A 16,737-nucleotide genomic window follows, 5' to 3' on the forward strand; every position below is an offset into this window, starting at 1 on the left:
GGCTCAGCCCTCGAGTGCGGTGTATTGATCCGGGTCGTCGATGTTCGACACTTCCCAGGTACGGGCAAATTTCGGGATGCCCAACGGGTCCTCCAGCAGCGTCGGGCCGAGGTACAGGGTTTGGTTGAAGGAAAGGGTCCAGGCGCTGTACACCCGCGCTTCGTGGATGAACGTGGATGCGATGCCATCGATCTCCGTGGGCAGATCGCATTGATCACCCGACAGGCCCCAGCGGTTATCCACGACCAGGTGTTTCAATTCACCGGCCAGATCGCAGGCCTCCCAGCCTGGAACGGCCATGACCACTTGCAGGGAAACCGTCAGGACATGGGCGATACGCCCGTCATTGGCGCGGTTGCCTGACGCATCGCGTTCAATGGCAATCAGCACCCAGGGTTGGTCGTCGGTGCCATCGAACTCCTGAGGGCTACCGACTTTCAAGGTGGGATAAGTGCTGCGCAGCGTCTGGGCAATGGCGGCGAACAGCTGCGACGGTTTTTCGATAAGGACGGACATTGATCGCCTCCTTGTGTATGGATCAGCGATGTGGGTTCACGGCTGGTCGGGAGGAAGGTCCCGCGGTGGCACTTCGCAAACGCCGATCCGCTTGGCGACCCAGCGCTCGTAAAGACCGATCGCCACATCGGCACCGGCCATGGCGGTCAGGCAACCCAGGGCGCAAGCACTCCAGATCGACATGCCGAGGGCATACAACAGCATGGTTGCCGAAACCCCGCAGACCACGCAGGCACCGGAGCGCAGCACCACGCGGCGCAGCAACGGCCAGCCACGGGCGCCCTCCTTGTCAGCGCGCCACATCTCGCCGGACACCCCGCCCACCAGGGCGAGCACGATGACCAGCCAGATCGGCATGTCCAGCAACGCTTGTTGCTCGTTTGTCATGTCTCGTTTCCTGGGGTGATTAAGATTGGGCGGGGAAGTTGTTTGAAGTTGAAAGGGATGTGGGTCGTTGCAACCCGTTAAGTCACTGGAAGCGGCGTTCAAACGTTTGTCAGGTCATTGAAGGCTGACATCACTTTGGCGCAGCGCAGGTCGCGCCTTTGTAAGTCATGGTGTAGGTGTAGTGCCTGTCCCAAGGCAGCGGTAGCGCACTGGGTGCTGCCCATTCCGCGTAGTTACCCGACATCGAACCTGCGGCAACGAACTTACCCATGGCAATGGTCGCGAGATTGTTGGCGCTTCCTGCCCCCGGCATCGGCACACTCCCGTTCCATTGGAGATCGTCCCCGTTCTGGAACCATGCGCCCTTCCAGCCGGCCTGGGAGCTCGAGTACCAGGTATTGTCTTCTTTGAAACAGATCGTTTGGTTGGCATAAAAACCGCCACCCGGAACATGGTAGGAAGCGAATTGCCAGGAACCGACAGGCGAGGTTTCGGCAATGGCTTGGATGGCCTGGGTAGCCAGGACGGCTGCGAGCAGCATGCTGAGCAATTTTTTCATAATTGATTTCCTTTGGATAAATTAAGCTTGACGGGATCGTGCGTAAGGCCGGCGACGTTTACAGTCGCTCGACAATGACGTTGTCGATAAAGGCGAAGTGAGCATTCGGATCTTGCTCATTCCAGAAGCTCAACGTGGTTTGATCGCTCACCGCGGTGAAATCGTAGGTTTTGGTTTCCCATACGGTCGCATCACTGGTGGCGACAGGGGTGTCGAAACGGGTGGTCTGGCCTGCCACCTTGACGTTGATGATGCCGGTCCCCGTGCGGTTCACGTACCTGGAACTGCCGGCACTGAACGTCAGGCGATAACGTGCGCCTACTACCGTGTTGATGTTCTGCTGGATGCCACCACCGTTTTGATAGGTGTAGTTGGCGAGGTCGACGCTCATTACACCTTCGGCGGCGACCGAACTGCCAATGGCAGCTCTGACATTGATGTACTCCACGCCTGACAGAAACGTGGTCCAACCGGTCACGAAGTCGGCTTGGGCCGGGGTATTCAGTACGCAGTCATTGCCACAACCTGGGGTTTCAAAGCTGCCGTTCACAACCAGGTTGGCTGCGAAGGCAGCACCGCCAGCCGCCAACAGCGCCATGGACAGAACGAACGAGCCGATAAGACGTTTGATTTTTTTCATGCGTTCACCTTAAGAGTCGATGTTTTTGCGCGGAGCATTCCGCATCCATGTCGCTCAACGGCGATAACTCGAGGCTCAGGGCCTTCCCATGATTCAACGTCCCACACCGGGAACATTTGATCTGGAGTTCGGTGTTCTCGCCCACGCGGGCCAGAAGTCGTTTGCAGTGACCGCATCTGAAATCCTTCAGCATTGAAAGCCCTCCATTGGCGGCGGTGATGTGGTTGAACGCACCTCACGGTGCAGGCATTCCAAAAAGCCCGGTCGCCCAGGCTTTTCAGTAATGCGCTTGATCTTTCGGCGCGACTGGCGCGGTACGGATCCATTCAAATTGTTCCTCCGGCCGCGGTCCCTGCCCGCCGGATAACTGCTTCTGGTGCTTTACGCTGCACACCCGGGTCAGTTGCCAACCCTCTGAACCGTTAAGGCCGGTTCATCGCTGCCTGTTGGTGGAACTAAAGAGCTTTGTTGCCAGCCGCTTTGTCGAGCGGCTTGGACACAGAATATGCATGGATGCATATACAGTCAATGCGTAAATGCATTTATTTATGCGCTAAGAATGCATAGACGCATAAGCCCCTCGTAAATACAGGGGTTGAGGGCTTTCGGGAGACGAAAAAAAACCCGCACGGCGGCGGGTTTTATCTGACAGCGGAGGGGTTAACGGGCGTACATGCCCCACCAGAAGACGTGACCGAGGATGACGATTTGCTCGTCCTGCATTTCCTGGAACGTGTAGTCCTCATCCGGATGTTCGTCGCGGTTGAAGCTGCGCAGGCGGATGCCGGTGGGCAAGCGGTAAAGCTGCTTCACTCGCAGTTGGCCGTTGTGATTGATGGCGTAGAGGTCACCGTCGACGATGTCGCCGATTCCACACTTGCCTGCGTTCACCCCGACCGTGGCACCGTCGCGCAGCACCGGCAACATGCTGTTGCCGCGTACCGTCACGCACTTGGCCTGGTCGAACTGCACGCCGTTATGGCGCAGGCTGCGCTTACCGAAGCGCAGGCTTGAGCGCTCGCTTTCCTCGATGACGAATCTTCCTGATCCAGCAGCCAATTCAACCTCGCGCAGAAAAGGGACCGACACTTCGTCTTCTTCGACGGGTGTTTCGTCGTCCCACAGGCTTATGTCCTTGAGTTCGGAATGCGGCTCATCGCGGCGAACATTGCCGGCGGGCACAACGTCTGCGCGCCCGCGCAACTGGTCGGTGCTCACGGCAAAGTACTCGGCGATCTTCGAGATGTGTTTATCCGAAGGATCGACGATCTTGCCGCTGAGGATCCGCGAGAGGGTGGACTGAGGCACGCCGGTACGCCGGTGAAGCTCCGTGGGGGAGATCCCGTGCTGATCGAGCAATGCTCTTAATACGGTAGAAACGTTGCGTTTTTGCATAACGCGCATAATGCTTGTTCTTTTCGCAGAAGACAAATGCTGTTTTGCATAAATATGCAATGCAAGCCTTTTGAATTCATTGTGGCGAGGGAGCTTGCTCCCGCTTGGGTGCGAGGCGCCCACAAAAAGGGTCTGCTGCGCAGCCCAGCGGGAGCGAGCTCCCTCGCCACGGAATCGCCCTACACTCCCTTAGGAAAAGGCTCCGCCCCCGTCCTTCAAATGTGCGACACCAGGCTACATCGCCTTGCGCCTCTGCCTACAACTGCGCCAGAATCCGCCGGCTTGTCCACCTTGGATCCCATCGGTACTTTGGACTCGTCACTGCCCATCAGTGATCGGGTTTAGTCGCTCGGTATTCCAAGGTGCTCATTGCTCCATTCAGTCAGGTACTTCTATTCCTGCACTTGATGGTAGCTGTGCGCAGGGCGCCCTCGGGCGCGCCGGTTTCTTGGATCCCCGGTCGACTAACCTGCGTACAGCTGCCGCCCCTCGTTTAGTCGCGAGTGAGTGGTGGCTCAACTTCAAGGATCCATAGAATGCCGAAGAACACTCCAAATCCCCCGGACGATCACGTCTCCCGCAACACGAAGAAACTCGATGACGCGGCCACCCGCGCCCTGGACTATTACCTCAAGCCGAAAGCCGACAAAGAAACCTGCGACACACCCGACACCCTTTTCATCATCGCCCCCGACATCGACGCCGAATGCCTGCTCGCCAACCTCAGCGAAACCCTGGCCTCGGCCAATGCGATGGTCAGCGACCTGGCGTTCGACCTGGAGGGCTCACGACGACATATCGCGTTGGGGGTCCAACAGATGATTGAGCTGGGCCAATTGCTGGCGAATCGGGCGTTGGATGTGGTTGAAGTGAGGTAGGCCTTTTAAGAGAAACCCGAGTAATCACTGTGGGAGCGAGCTTGCTCGCGATAGCGGTAGTCCAGTTACCACCAAGTTGTATTGGCAGCCGTCATCGCGAGCAAGCTCGCTCCCACAGTTGGATCGGGACACAACCGGAGAATCAGGTCGGCTATCAGGCCGCCTTCGCGAGCAGGCTCGCTCCCACAATTGGTTCGGAGTACGACCGGAAGAGCCAGGTCGGCTATCAGGCCGCCTCGCGGTGGACGTTGATCTCGGCGCCCCATTAACCACGCTGGCTGAACGAAGGTATTGCGCAGTGGGCAACCCGGCATGGATGCCGGGTTAGCCGCGCTGGGCCATGGATGGCCCTTCGCGGCGGCCCACGGAGCAATGCCTTCGTTCAGGCATGCCGAGCCTAGGCGAGGCACCGAGTGGTGGGGCAAAAGCGCTTTGCTTACTTTCGCGCTCTTCGAAAGTGAGCCGCCGTAAGGGCGGAACCATAAGTAGCCGTTACCGCAGCAACGGATATACACACAATCCCAAACGCTGGGTAGCACCAGACCGCCCATGTTAACCTTGCGCCCATCGCGGAAAAGCCGGGCCAATGCCCCTCCTTTTGCCCCACACCTTTCAACGAGCTTCCCTGACACCCATGAATACAGCCGTGAACGACCTATCCTCCCACACGCCCATGATGCAGCAATACTGGCGCCTGAAGAACCAGCACCCCGACCAGCTGATGTTCTACCGCATGGGCGACTTCTACGAGATCTTCTACGAGGACGCGAAGAAGGCCGCCAAGCTGTTGGACATCACCCTGACGGCGCGTGGGCAATCGGCGGGCATGGCGATTCCGATGTGTGGGATTCCTTACCACGCGGCGGAAGGTTACCTGGCGAAGCTGGTCAAGCTCGGCGAATCCGTGGTGATCTGCGAGCAAGTCGGCGACCCGGCTACCAGCAAGGGCCCCGTGGAACGCCAAGTCGTGCGGATCATCACCCCGGGTACGGTCAGTGACGAGGCCTTGCTGGATGAACGCCGGGACAACCTGATCGCCGCGGTGCTGGGGGATGAACGCCTGTTCGGCCTGGCGGTGCTGGACATCACCAGCGGCAATTTCTCGGTGCTGGAAATCAAGGGCTGGGAAAACCTGCTGGCGGAGCTGGAGCGGGTCAATCCGGTGGAGCTGTTGATCCCGGACGACTGGCCCAAAGACCTACCGGCAGAAAAACGCCGTGGCGTGCGTCGTCGGGCGCCGTGGGATTTCGAGCGTGATTCGGCGCTGAAAAGTCTCTGCCAGCAGTTCTCCACCCAGGACCTCAAGGGCTTCGGCTGCGAAAACCTGACCCTGGCCATTGGCGCGGCCGGTTGCCTGCTGGCCTACGCCAAGGAAACCCAGCGCACCGCCCTGCCCCACTTGCGCAGCCTGCGTCACGAACGCCTGGATGACACCGTGGTGCTGGACGGCGCGAGCCGCCGCAACCTGGAACTGGACACCAACCTGGCCGGCGGGCGCGACAACACGTTGCAATCGGTGGTCGATCGCTGCCAGACCGCCATGGGTAGCCGCCTGCTGACCCGCTGGTTGAATCGGCCGCTGCGGGACCTGACCGTGCTGCTGGCGCGTCAATCCTCCATTACTTGCCTGCTGGATCGTTATCGCTTCGAGCAGTTGCAACCGCAGCTCAAGGAAATCGGTGACATCGAGCGCATCCTCGCCCGTATCGGCCTGCGCAACGCCCGTCCCCGTGACCTGGCGCGCCTGCGCGATGCCCTCGGCGCCTTGCCCGAACTGCAAGTGGCGATGACCGACCTCGAAGCGCCGCACCTGCAACAACTGGCGCGCACCACCAGCACCTACCCGGAACTGGCCGCGCTGCTGGAAAAAGCCATTATCGACAACCCACCGGCGGTGATCCGCGACGGTGGCGTGCTGAAAACCGGCTACGACGCCGAACTCGACGAGTTGCAAGCGCTGAGCGAGAACGCCGGCCAGTTCCTGATCGACCTCGAAGCCCGGGAAAAAGCCCGCACCGGCCTGGCTAACCTCAAGGTCGGCTACAACCGCATCCACGGCTACTTCATCGAACTGCCGAGCAAGCAGGCCGAGCAGGCCCCGGCCGATTATGTTCGCCGCCAGACCCTCAAGGGCGCCGAGCGCTTCATCACCCCGGAACTCAAGGCGTTCGAAGACAAGGCGCTGTCCGCCAAGAGCCGCGCCCTGGCCCGGGAAAAGATGCTCTACGAAGCATTGCTCGAGGACCTCATCAGCCAATTGCCACCCTTGCAGGACACCGCCGGTGCCTTGGCGGAACTGGATGTGCTGAGCAACCTGGCCGAACGTGCGCTGAACCTGGACCTGAATTGCCCGCGCTTCGTCAGCGAGCCGTGCATGCGCATCAGCCAGGGTCGTCACCCGGTGGTCGAGCAAGTGCTGACCACGCCGTTCGTGGCCAACGACCTGAGCCTGGACGACAACACCCGCATGCTGGTGATCACCGGTCCGAACATGGGCGGTAAATCCACCTACATGCGCCAGACCGCGTTGATCGTGCTGCTGGCCCACATCGGCAGTTTCGTCCCGGCGGCCAGTTGCGAATTGTCCCTGGTGGACCGGATTTTCACCCGGATCGGTTCCAGCGACGACCTGGCCGGTGGGCGTTCGACCTTCATGGTGGAGATGAGCGAAACCGCGAACATCCTGCACAACGCCACCGAACGCAGCCTGGTGCTGATGGACGAAGTCGGACGTGGCACCAGTACCTTCGACGGCTTGTCCCTGGCCTGGGCGGCGGCCGAACGCCTCGCTCACCTGCGGGCCTACACGTTGTTCGCCACTCACTACTTCGAACTCACCGTATTGCCGGAAAGCCAGCCGCTGGTGGCCAACGTGCACCTCAACGCCACCGAGCACAACGAGCGTATCGTGTTCCTGCACCATGTGCTGCCCGGCCCGGCCAGCCAGAGCTACGGCCTGGCAGTGGCACAATTGGCCGGCGTGCCGAGCGAAGTGATCAGCCGTGCCCGTGAGCACCTGAGCCGCCTGGAAACCACCAGCCTGCCCCACGAAGCGCCACGCCCGACCAAGGGCAAACCGGCCGCACCGCAGCAAAGCGATCTGTTCGCCAGCCTGCCACATCCGGTGCTCGACGAGCTGGCCAAACTCGATCTGGACGACCTGACCCCACGCCGGGCGCTCGATTTACTCTATACATTGAAGACACGGATCTAACGCACAGGCTTTCAAGCTGTTAGAATCTCGCGCGGTTTGGGATGCTGCGGGCTTTTAGCCTGGTTCGCAGACTATCGCTCCCAAACCTTGCGAGCCCACCGTGAAGGGTCTTCGCTGCCGCCGCCTGAGGAGAGAATTAGAAATGACCTTCGTCGTCACCGACAACTGCATCAAGTGCAAGTACACCGATTGTGTAGAAGTCTGTCCGGTGGACTGCTTCTACGAAGGCCCGAACTTCCTGGTCATTCACCCGGACGAGTGCATCGACTGCGCCCTGTGTGAACCGGAATGCCCGGCGAACGCCATCTTTTCGGAAGACGAAGTGCCGGCCGGCATGGAGAACTTCATCGAGCTGAACGCCGAACTGGCGGACATCTGGCCGAACATCACTGAGAAGAAAGACGCTCTGCCCGACGCCGAAGAGTGGGATGGCAAGACTGGCAAGATCGCAGACCTGGAACGCTGATTACCCATCGTTCGCTGAAAAGGCCCTTTGCGGGCCTTTTTGCTTTCTCGGACTCAAGAAATCGCAGGCAAAAAAAAGGGGCGGTTTGACCCGCCCACATTTTTTCCCTAATCCCTTTAATCCTATTCATCGTCCTGATGAATCGCGTCCTGCGATGTCCTTCCTTCCCATCATCCTTGACGGGTGTGTCTGTCCGTCGACACAGGACTGATATTAGTATTTTCCCAGGCGAGTGCAACGCGGCTGATACAGGTGGCTTGCTCTGTCACGCCACATTCACAAAATAAAAGTCCTTATAAATCATATAAGTACAAAAAAATAAGGACACTTATGGCTGTCTGTCCCGCCAATGAGGAACCGATCACTTACGCAACACTAGGCAAAGGCTTACAAGTCGAACCTACAAATAGAGCGGCCCTGGAAAAACACCCCTTCGGAAACGGAAAAGCCCCGAACCAGTCGGGGCTTTTCTTGCTGCGCTGCAATCGGGTTATTGAAACAGCGACTCACTCGACAGGCCATTCTTCTCCAGGATCTCCCGGAGACGCTTGAGGCCTTCCACCTGGATCTGCCTGACCCGTTCACGGGTCAAACCAATCTCCAGGCCTACATCTTCAAGGGTGCTGCTTTCATGCCCCCGCAAGCCGAAGCGGCGGATCACCACTTCCCGTTGCTTGTCGGTCAGCTCCGAAAGCCACTGGTCGATGCTCTGGGACAGGTCATCGTCCTGCAACAGCTCGCATGGATCGGTAGGTCGATCATCGGTGAGGGTGTCCAGCAAGGTTTTATCCGAGTCCGGCCCCAGGGAAACGTCCACCGAGGAGACCCGCTCGTTGAGCCCAAGCATGCGCTTGACCTCACCCACCGGTTTTTCCAGCAGGTTGGCGATTTCCTCGGGTGACGGTTCATGGTCGAGTTTCTGGGTCAACTCGCGGGCGGCCCGCAAGTAGACGTTCAGTTCCTTGACCACATGAATCGGCAACCGGATCGTCCGGGTCTGGTTCATGATCGCCCGTTCGATGGTCTGGCGGATCCACCAGGTCGCGTAGGTCGAGAAGCGGAAGCCGCGCTCGGGGTCGAATTTCTCGACGGCGCGAATCAGGCCCAGGTTGCCCTCTTCGATCAGGTCCAGCAGCGAAAGCCCACGATTGACGTAGCGTCGGGCGATTTTCACCACCAGGCGCAAGTTGCTTTCAATCATGCGTTTTCGACCGGCCGGGTCGCCACTTTGCGACAGCCGCGCAAAATGAACTTCTTCCTCGGGGGAGAGCAGTGGCGAGAAACCGATTTCATTGAGGTACAACTGGGTTGCGTCGAGCGCCCGGGTGTAATCGATGTACTTATGTTGTTTAAGTGAAGCGGAGTGTCTGGATTTGGCACGAACGGAAGGTGGAGTCGCCCCTTCATCATTCGACATCGAATCCATAGCGATGCCGGTCTCCATAAGGAGAACCTCATCGTCGATGTCAAACTCCGGCACTTCTTTACTGAGAGCCATTGTTATAGTCCTTTGGTGAGTTCGACCTCAAGCTCAAGCGACGCCTTTATCCTTGGCAACGCTGGAGCCTGTTCCCTCTACGTGACGGAACAGGCTGACAATCAAATCAACGACGTGGCAGGAATTGCAGCGGATCGACTGGTTTACCTTGTCGGCGAATCTCAAAGTGCAGTTTCACCCGGTCCGTTCCCGTTGATCCCATTTCGGCAATTGTCTGTCCGACCTTGACCTGCTGCCCCTCCCGAACCAACAGCCTGCGGTTGTGACCGTAGGCACTGACGTAGGTATCGCTGTGTTTGATGATCACGAGTTCGCCGTAGCCCCTCAAACCACTCCCGGCGTACACAACCGTGCCATCAGACGCGGCTAAAACAGGCTGTCCCAAATCCCCGGCGATATCAATTCCTTTATTCAAACTACCGTTTGAAGAGAATTTTCCAATGAGAACGCCATTAGAAGGCCATCCCCAGCCAGTCGGGGCGGGACCTGCAGGAGGCATCGGAGCAGGGGCCGGTTTGCTCGCGACGGACGGTATTACCGCTGCCCCAGACCCCGCCGGCCGGCGAATGACAGTGGTTTTGCTCGACGACGAAGCCGTCGAACCGGACTGTGTCACCACCGCGGTAGGCGTTGAACCGCTACGGCCATCGAAGCGAATCGTCTGACCGGGGTGAATCGTATAAGGCGCAGGAATGTTGTTGCGCGCCGCGAGGGCCTTGTAGTCCCAGCCGTAGCGAAAAGCGATGGAAAACAGCGTATCGCCGCGACGGACTACATATTGGCCGGTCGTTACCGTAGGACGTTGAGGTGTTGCGCTGTTGCGATCGACAACCCGGACATTGCTCGACGGCGTACTGGAACAACCGACCAGCAAAGTGCTCAAGACAAGGCCAGTCACCAGGCGCTGAAAGCTCGTGATACCCATACGCTGCGCAATGACTGTGAGACTCACCCGCCGCTCCCTTTGTGGTGGCTGAAAAATTGGAGGCTGCCTGTCCAGGCAGCGTTCATACAAATATAGCTGGCAACGACTGCGCCTCTATTAATGAAGCGCAACGCGCCGCCGCACACGTTTGCTCGACGCCATTGGGCTCTGTTCAGCGAATCGGTGCCGCTGTAAGACACAGGCTTGGCCACGGAATTCAGCGCCTGTTTATAAATGCTCAGGCCAACGGTCCATTGAGCAACGGCACGAACCGCACCGCTCCCAGGACGTGTCGCGAAAAACCGTGTTCTTCGCGCACGATCAGCATCAATTGCTGGACTTCACCGGCGCCCACGGGAATGACCAGCCGTCCACCAGGGGCGAGCTGATCCAGCAGGGCCTGGGGCACGTCGGTGGCCACCGCGGTCACGATGATGCCGTTGTATGGCGCCAAGGCCGGCCACCCTTCCCAGCCATCGCCCCAACGAAACACCACGTTGCGCAGGTTCAGCTCCACCAGGCGTTCCTTGGCGCGATCCTGCAGCACCTTGATCCGCTCGACGGAAAACACCCGCTCGACCAACTGCGACAACACCGCCGTCTGGTAACCCGAACCGGTCCCGATCTCCAGCACCTTGTCCAGCGGCCCCGCCTCCAGCAGCAACTCGCTCATGCGGGCCACCATGTACGGCTGGGAAATGGTCTGGTTGTGGCCGATGGGCAACGCCGTGTCTTCATAGGCGCGATGGGCCAGGGCTTCATCGACGAACAGGTGCCGCGGCGTGCGGCGAATCACCTCCAACACCTGGGCGTTGGACAGCCCCTCTTCGTAGAGACGCTGGATCAGTCGTTCACGGGTCCGCTGGGAGGTCATGCCAATCCCGCGGCGCATCATATCGTCTTGCTCACGAGCCATCAGCGCAGCCCCTCCAGCCAGCCATCGAGGTTTCGAAAGGCGTCATTGAAGGTGCGATCGAACTGCAACGGCGTGATCGAGACATAACCTTGCATCACCGCATGGAAGTCGGTGCCCGGCCCTCCGTCCTCCGCATCCCCGGCGGCGGCGATCCAGTAGCCGGCCTTGCCGCGTGGGTCGACCACGTGCATGGGCCTGGCAGCGCGGGCGCGGTGGCCCAGGCGCGTGAGCTGGATGCCACGGATATGATCGAGCGGCAGATTCGGGATATTCACGTTCAACACCGTACGTGGCGGCAGGTCCAGCGCACCGTGGGCTTCGACCAACTTACGGGCGAAGTAGGCGGCGGTCGGCAAGTTGTCGACCTGGCGTGAAACAAAGGAAAAGGCGAACGACGTTTTCCCCAGGAAGCGACCTTCCAGGGCAGCGGCGACCGTGCCGGAATACAGCACGTCATCGCCCAGGTTGGCGCCCAGGTTGATGCCCGACACCACCATGTCCGGTGCTCGTTCCAGCAACCCGTTGATACCCAGGTGCACGCAATCGGTCGGGGTCCCGTTGAGGCTGATGAAACCGTTATCCAGATAGCAAGGGTGCAACGGACGGTCGAGCGTCAGCGAGCTGCTGGCGCCGCTTTTGTCCTGGTCCGGAGCGATTACCACGCACTCGGCAAAATCCGCCAGCGCAGCATAAAGCGCGGCAAGACCGGGTGCTGTCACCCCGTCGTCGTTAGAAATCAGAATACGCATGGGCTGTCCGTCTGCCCCACCGGCACCAGATCGACGAGTTCGCGCACCAAGACAGTGGCGAAACATCCGGCCGGCAGGACGAATTCCAATTGCAGAATGTCAGGCTGGGGATAATGCCACGACAGCCCGCCAATGGGCAGTCGCAGGATGCGACGTTCGTGACTCATTCCCGCGTTTATCAACCAGTCCCGCAGATCGGCCTCGCCCTCGGCGATGGCCTGCTCCAACTCAAAGGTCGCGCCAGCGGCAGGCGATGGCCCCTCGCCCCACTGCGGCCCGGTCGGATGCAGATCGAGGATCGCCAGGCGTGGATCGCTGCATTCAGCCTCACCGGCCGGGAAAAAACTGCGGCTGTCAGTGAAGGCCAGCAAGTCGCCGACCTGCGCTTGTTGCCAGGTGCCATCGGCGACCCGCGCCGCCAGCACCCGGTTGAACAGGAAGCTGCGGGCGGTGGACAACAGTCGCGAGCGCACATTGCGCTGTTCCGGCAAGGCCTTGCGCGCGGCCCAGGCACGGGCATCGGCGACATTGCCGCCGTCATGGCCGAAGCGCTGGGCGCCGAAATAATTGGGGATGCCCTGGCGCATGATCTGTTGCAGCCGCGCCTCGATGGCGGCCACGTCCCCCTTGAACTGGGTCAGGCGCAGGGTGAAGCCATTGGCCGAGTGCGCGCCACGTTGCAGCTTGCGTCGATGCCGGCCGGTCTTGAGGATCTTCAGCGTGTCGTTCTGCGCCGCCGACAGGTCGGGATCGGCCTTGCCCGGCAGTTGGACGCTGAACCACTGGCGGGTCAGGGCCTGGCGATCCTTGAGCCCGGCGTAGCTGACGGTGCGCAACGGCACGCCGGCGGCCTTGGCGATGCGCCGGGCGGCCTCTTCAGTGTTCAGGCCGCGCTTTTCTACCCAGATCCACAAATGCTCGCCATCGCCCGTCAACGGGATATCGAGCACTTCGTCGACCTGGAAATCTTCAGCGGTGGCCTTGAGGACCGCGCTGCCCAGCGATGGGCCGTAGGCACGCGGCCCCAACAGTTCCAGTTCGGTCATGGGCGCAGCAACAAGGCAACGGAATGGACGGCGATGCCTTCTTCACGGCCGACGAAGCCAAGCTTTTCGGTGGTGGTGGCCTTGACGTTCACTTGGTCCAGCTCAACTTGAAGATCCTCGGCGATCAGGCGACGCATCGACTCGATGTGCGGCGCCATCTTGGGCGCCTGGGCGACAATGGTGTTGTCGACATTGCCGACTTTCCAGCCCTTGGCATGGATCAGCGAGACCACATGGCGCAGCAGCACGCGGCTGTCGGCGCCCTTGAATTGCGGGTCGGTGTCGGGGAAGTGCTTGCCGATGTCACCCAGCGCCGCGGCGCCGAGCAAGGCATCGCTCAAGGCATGCAGCAGGACATCACCGTCAGAATGCGCGAGCAGCCCGAAGCCGTGTGCGATCCGCACGCCGCCCAGAGTAATGAAGTCGCCTTCAGCGAAACGGTGAACATCGTAGCCGTGGCCAATACGCATAAAAAAACGCCCCGATTTTTGTCAGGGCGTGATTCTACCTGCATTAGGCGTTTAGAGCGCGCGCATGATGCTGCAAGTGGTCGTCAATGAAGCTGGCGATGAAGAAGTAGCTGTGGTCGTAGCCCGGTTGCAGGCGCAGCTCCAACGGATGGCCGGCGGACTTGGCCGCCTGTTGCAAGGCTTCGGGCTTGAGTTGGTTGGCCAGGAAATCATCGCGATCGCCTTGGTCCACCAGCAATGGCAGCTTCTCCTGCGCCTCGGCAATCAATGCACAGGCATCCCATTCCCGCCATTTCGAGCGGTCTTCTCCCAAGTAGCGGGAGAACGCCTTCTGGCCCCAAGGGCAATCCATTGGATTGTTGATCGGCGAAAAAGCCGACACCGAACCGTAACGCCCCGGGTTGCGCAAGGCGCAGACCAGCGCACCGTGACCGCCCATGGAGTGGCCACTGATGCCGCGTTTATCCGAAGCCGGGAAATGCGCTTCGACCAGCGCCGGCAATTCCTGCACCACGTAGTCATGCATCCGATAGTGCCGCGCCCACGGATCCTGCGTGGCGTTCAGATAAAAGCCCGCCCCCAGGCCGAAGTCCCAGGCATTGTCCGGATCGCCCGGCACGTCGGCACCACGAGGGCTGGTGTCCGGCGCGACGATGATCAGGCCCAGCTCGGCGGCCATGCGCTGGGCGCCGGCCTTTTGCATGAAGTTCTCGTCGGTGCAGGTCAGCCCGGACAGCCAATACAGCACCGGCAACTTGCCGCCCTGCTCGGCTTGCGGTGGCAGGTACACGGCAAACACCATGTCACAACCAAGCACCTCGGAACGGTGCCGGTAGCGCTTGTGCCAGCCGCCAAAGCTTTTCTGGCAAGAAATGTTTTCCAGACTCATGACCGACCTCAGAAATGGATAACGGTGCGGATGCTCTTGCCTTCATGCATCAGGTCGAACGCCTTGTTGATATCTTCCAAGCCCATGGTGTGGGTGATGAAGGTATCCAGCGGGATCTCACCCTTCTCGGCCATTTCCACGTAGCTTGGCAATTCGCTGCGCCCGCGTACGCCGCCAAAGGCCGAACCGCGCCAGACGCGCCCGGTCACCAACTGGAATGGACGGGTAGCGATTTCCTGCCCGGCCCCGGCCACGCCGATGATCACCGACTCGCCCCAGCCCTTGTGGCAGCATTCCAGCGCGGCGCGCATCAACTGGACATTGCCGATGCATTCGAAGGAGAAGTCCACGCCGCCATCGGTCATGTCGACGATGACTTCCTGGATCGGACGGTCGAAGTCTTTCGGGTTGACGCAATCGGTGGCGCCCAGTTGCTTGGCGATTTCGAACTTGGCCGGGTTGATGTCGATGGCGATGATCCGCGCGGCCTTGGCCTTCACGGCGCCGATCACGGCCGACAGGCCGATGCCGCCCAGGCCGAAGATCGCCACGGTGTCACCCGGCTTGACCTTGGCGGTGTTGAGCACCGCGCCGATACCAGTGGTGACGCCACAACCCAGCAGGCAGACTTTTTCCAGCGGCGCTTCTTTTGGAATCTTCGCCACGGAGATTTCCGGCAGCACGGTGTACTCGGAGAACGTCGACGTGCCCATGTAGTGGAAAATCGTCTCGCCCTTGTAGGAAAAACGCGAAGTGCCATCCGGCATCAGGCCTTTGCCCTGGGTGGCGCGAATCGCCTGGCAGAGGTTGGTCTTGCCCGACTTACAGAATTTGCACTGGCCGCACTCCGGCGTGTACAGCGGGATCACATGGTCGCCCACCGCCACCGAAGTCACGCCTTCGCCAATGGCTTCGACAATGGCACCGCCTTCATGGCCGAGGATCGACGGGAAGATCCCTTCCGGGTCGGCACCCGACAAGGTATAGGCGTCGGTGTGGCAGACACCCGAAGCCACCACGCGCAACAGCACCTCGCCCGCCTTGGGCATGGCGACGTCGACTTCAACGATTTCCAGGGGTTTCTTGGCCTCGAAGGCAACGGCAGCGCGCGACTTGATCATTCCGGTACTCCAGCAAATAAATACAAGACCGGGAGTGTAATCCTCCGCCGGACAATGAATAATCCAGCCAAAAGCAAAACATTATTGCTGTACAGGGATAATCCTCCATGTCCGATAACCGCTGGGAAGGCATCGACGAATTTGTGGCCGTGGCCGAATGCAGCCAATTCACCGCTGCGGCCGAGCGTCTCGGGGTTTCCTCCTCCCATATCAGTCGACAAATCGTACGACTCGAAGAGCGTCTACAGACACGCTTGCTGTACCGCAGCACCCGCCGGGTGACCCTGACCGAAGCCGGACAAACTTTTTTGCAGCATTGCCAGCGTCTGCAGGATGGACGCGAAGAAGCACTGCGAGCCGTCGGCGACCTGACCAGCGAACCCAAGGGCATGCTCCGCATGACCTGTGCCGTGGCCTATGGCGAACGGTTTATCGTGCCACTGGTGACGCGGTTCATGGGGCTCTACCCGCAGTTGCGGGTCGACATCGAGCTGAGCAATCGCCCGCTGGACCTGGTGCATGAGAGCCTGGACCTGGCGATTCGCCTGGGTCGCTTGCAGGACTCCCGTCTCGTCGCCACGCGCCTGGCGCCCCGGCGCATGTACGTGTGCGCCTCACCCTCTTACCTGGAACGCTACGGCCGGCCCCACAGCGTGTCGGAACTGAGCCGCCACAATTGTCTGATCGGCAGCTCCGACATTTGGCAACTGGAGCAGAACGGGCGGGAATTTTCCCAACGGGTGCAGGGAAACTGGCGCTGCAACAGTGGGCAAGCGGTGCTCGATGCGGCGTTGCAAGGGGTGGGGTTGTGTCAGTTGCCGGATTATTACGTGCTGGAGCATCTGCACAGTGGTGCGTTGATCTCGCTGTTGGAAGCCCATCAGCCGCCGAATACGGCGGTGTGGGCGTTGTATCCACAGCAGCGGCATCTGTCGCCGAAGGTGCGCAAGTTGGTGGAGTATTTGAAGGATGGGTTGGCGCAGCGGCCGGAGTATCGGGGATGACAGTGAATTTTATATTGCCTGAACGATTGCTATCGCGAGCAAGCTCGCTCCCACAGGGGTTTAT

The 16,737-nt window shown here is 60.1% G+C and carries 18 protein-coding genes; 4 read left to right on the forward strand and 14 right to left on the reverse strand.

Going from position 1 to position 16,737, the window contains the following annotated elements; all coding sequences use genetic code 11:
- Positions 1 to 3 precede the first annotated feature (3 nt).
- From IB266_RS21230 to IB266_RS21255, 6 genes are all read right to left on the reverse strand, one after another.
- On the reverse strand, positions 4 to 516 hold the full coding sequence (locus IB266_RS21230; protein WP_192262315.1) for a hypothetical protein: 513 nt from the start codon (positions 514 to 516) through the stop codon (positions 4 to 6).
- A 36-nt stretch (positions 517 to 552) separates the two neighbouring features.
- A complete protein-coding gene (locus tag IB266_RS21235) occupies positions 553 to 903 on the reverse strand; it encodes a phage holin family protein (protein ID WP_025212143.1) in 351 nt (116 codons plus the stop codon).
- Positions 904 to 1,033: 130 nt separating this feature from the next.
- Positions 1,034 to 1,462 carry a hypothetical protein gene (locus IB266_RS21240; RefSeq protein WP_192262316.1) on the reverse strand — a complete coding sequence of 143 codons (429 nt, stop codon included), beginning with the start codon at positions 1,460 to 1,462 and terminating at the stop codon, positions 1,034 to 1,036.
- Positions 1,463 to 1,520: 58 nt separating this feature from the next.
- The gene (locus IB266_RS21245; protein ID WP_192262317.1) at positions 1,521 to 2,102 is read right to left on the reverse strand and encodes a DUF642 domain-containing protein; all 582 of its coding nucleotides are present in this window, start codon (positions 2,100 to 2,102) and stop codon (positions 1,521 to 1,523) included.
- 4 nt (positions 2,103 to 2,106) lie between these two features.
- Positions 2,107 to 2,295 (reverse strand): Com family DNA-binding transcriptional regulator, encoded by a 189-nt coding sequence (locus IB266_RS21250; protein WP_192262318.1) that lies wholly within the window; start codon positions 2,293 to 2,295, stop codon positions 2,107 to 2,109.
- A gap of 467 nt (positions 2,296 to 2,762) precedes the next feature.
- On the reverse strand, positions 2,763 to 3,497 hold the full coding sequence (locus IB266_RS21255; RefSeq protein WP_039594456.1) for a helix-turn-helix transcriptional regulator: 735 nt from the start codon (positions 3,495 to 3,497) through the stop codon (positions 2,763 to 2,765).
- A 536-nt stretch (positions 3,498 to 4,033) separates the two neighbouring features.
- Here IB266_RS21255 and IB266_RS21260 point away from each other — a divergent pair.
- From IB266_RS21260 to fdxA, 3 genes are all read left to right on the forward strand, one after another.
- Complete coding sequence (locus tag IB266_RS21260) at positions 4,034 to 4,375, forward strand: DUF6124 family protein (protein WP_060738978.1); 342 nt, start codon at positions 4,034 to 4,036, stop codon at positions 4,373 to 4,375.
- A gap of 646 nt (positions 4,376 to 5,021) precedes the next feature.
- Positions 5,022 to 7,589, forward strand: coding sequence for a DNA mismatch repair protein MutS (mutS, locus tag IB266_RS21265; protein ID WP_175459538.1), 2,568 nt, complete (start codon positions 5,022 to 5,024; stop codon positions 7,587 to 7,589).
- 142 nt (positions 7,590 to 7,731) lie between these two features.
- Entirely contained in the window at positions 7,732 to 8,055 is a 324-nt protein-coding gene (gene fdxA / locus IB266_RS21270; protein WP_030139464.1) for a ferredoxin FdxA, read from the forward strand.
- A gap of 490 nt (positions 8,056 to 8,545) precedes the next feature.
- Here the strand turns inward: fdxA and rpoS are convergent, their stop codons facing one another.
- From rpoS to IB266_RS21310, 8 genes are all read right to left on the reverse strand, one after another.
- Entirely contained in the window at positions 8,546 to 9,553 is a 1,008-nt protein-coding gene (gene rpoS / locus IB266_RS21275) for an RNA polymerase sigma factor RpoS (protein WP_047227588.1), read from the reverse strand.
- Positions 9,554 to 9,659: 106 nt separating this feature from the next.
- On the reverse strand, positions 9,660 to 10,505 hold the full coding sequence (locus IB266_RS21280; RefSeq protein WP_192262319.1) for a peptidoglycan DD-metalloendopeptidase family protein: 846 nt from the start codon (positions 10,503 to 10,505) through the stop codon (positions 9,660 to 9,662).
- A 211-nt stretch (positions 10,506 to 10,716) separates the two neighbouring features.
- Positions 10,717 to 11,352 (reverse strand): protein-L-isoaspartate(D-aspartate) O-methyltransferase, encoded by a 636-nt coding sequence (locus IB266_RS21285; protein WP_161796107.1) that lies wholly within the window; start codon positions 11,350 to 11,352, stop codon positions 10,717 to 10,719.
- A gap of 41 nt (positions 11,353 to 11,393) precedes the next feature.
- The gene (gene surE, locus IB266_RS21290; protein WP_192262320.1) at positions 11,394 to 12,143 is read right to left on the reverse strand and encodes a 5'/3'-nucleotidase SurE; all 750 of its coding nucleotides are present in this window, start codon (positions 12,141 to 12,143) and stop codon (positions 11,394 to 11,396) included.
- Positions 12,131 to 13,189 (reverse strand): tRNA pseudouridine(13) synthase TruD, encoded by a 1,059-nt coding sequence (truD, locus tag IB266_RS21295; RefSeq protein ID WP_103308750.1) that lies wholly within the window; start codon positions 13,187 to 13,189, stop codon positions 12,131 to 12,133. Before truD ends, surE begins: the two co-directional genes overlap by 13 nt.
- Positions 13,186 to 13,659: a 2-C-methyl-D-erythritol 2,4-cyclodiphosphate synthase gene (ispF, locus tag IB266_RS21300; protein ID WP_192262321.1), complete on the reverse strand. Its 474-nt coding sequence runs from the start codon at positions 13,657 to 13,659 to the stop codon at positions 13,186 to 13,188. The genes truD and ispF overlap by 4 nt, the downstream gene beginning before the upstream one ends.
- 43 nt (positions 13,660 to 13,702) lie before the next feature.
- Positions 13,703 to 14,548, reverse strand: a complete 846-nt coding sequence (fghA, locus tag IB266_RS21305; RefSeq protein ID WP_192262322.1) for an S-formylglutathione hydrolase — start codon at positions 14,546 to 14,548, stop codon at positions 13,703 to 13,705.
- 8 nt (positions 14,549 to 14,556) lie between these two features.
- Complete coding sequence (locus tag IB266_RS21310; protein WP_060738985.1) at positions 14,557 to 15,669, reverse strand: S-(hydroxymethyl)glutathione dehydrogenase/class III alcohol dehydrogenase; 1,113 nt, start codon at positions 15,667 to 15,669, stop codon at positions 14,557 to 14,559.
- Positions 15,670 to 15,776: 107 nt separating this feature from the next.
- Between IB266_RS21310 and IB266_RS21315 the strand changes: the two genes are divergently transcribed.
- Positions 15,777 to 16,673 carry a LysR substrate-binding domain-containing protein gene (locus IB266_RS21315; protein ID WP_192262323.1) on the forward strand — a complete coding sequence of 299 codons (897 nt, stop codon included), beginning with the start codon at positions 15,777 to 15,779 and terminating at the stop codon, positions 16,671 to 16,673.
- Positions 16,674 to 16,737: the final 64 nt, after the last annotated feature.

This window comes from Pseudomonas sp. Pdm06 (assembly GCF_014851795.1).
Lineage (GTDB): Bacteria > Pseudomonadota > Gammaproteobacteria > Pseudomonadales > Pseudomonadaceae > Aquipseudomonas > Aquipseudomonas fluorescens_AA.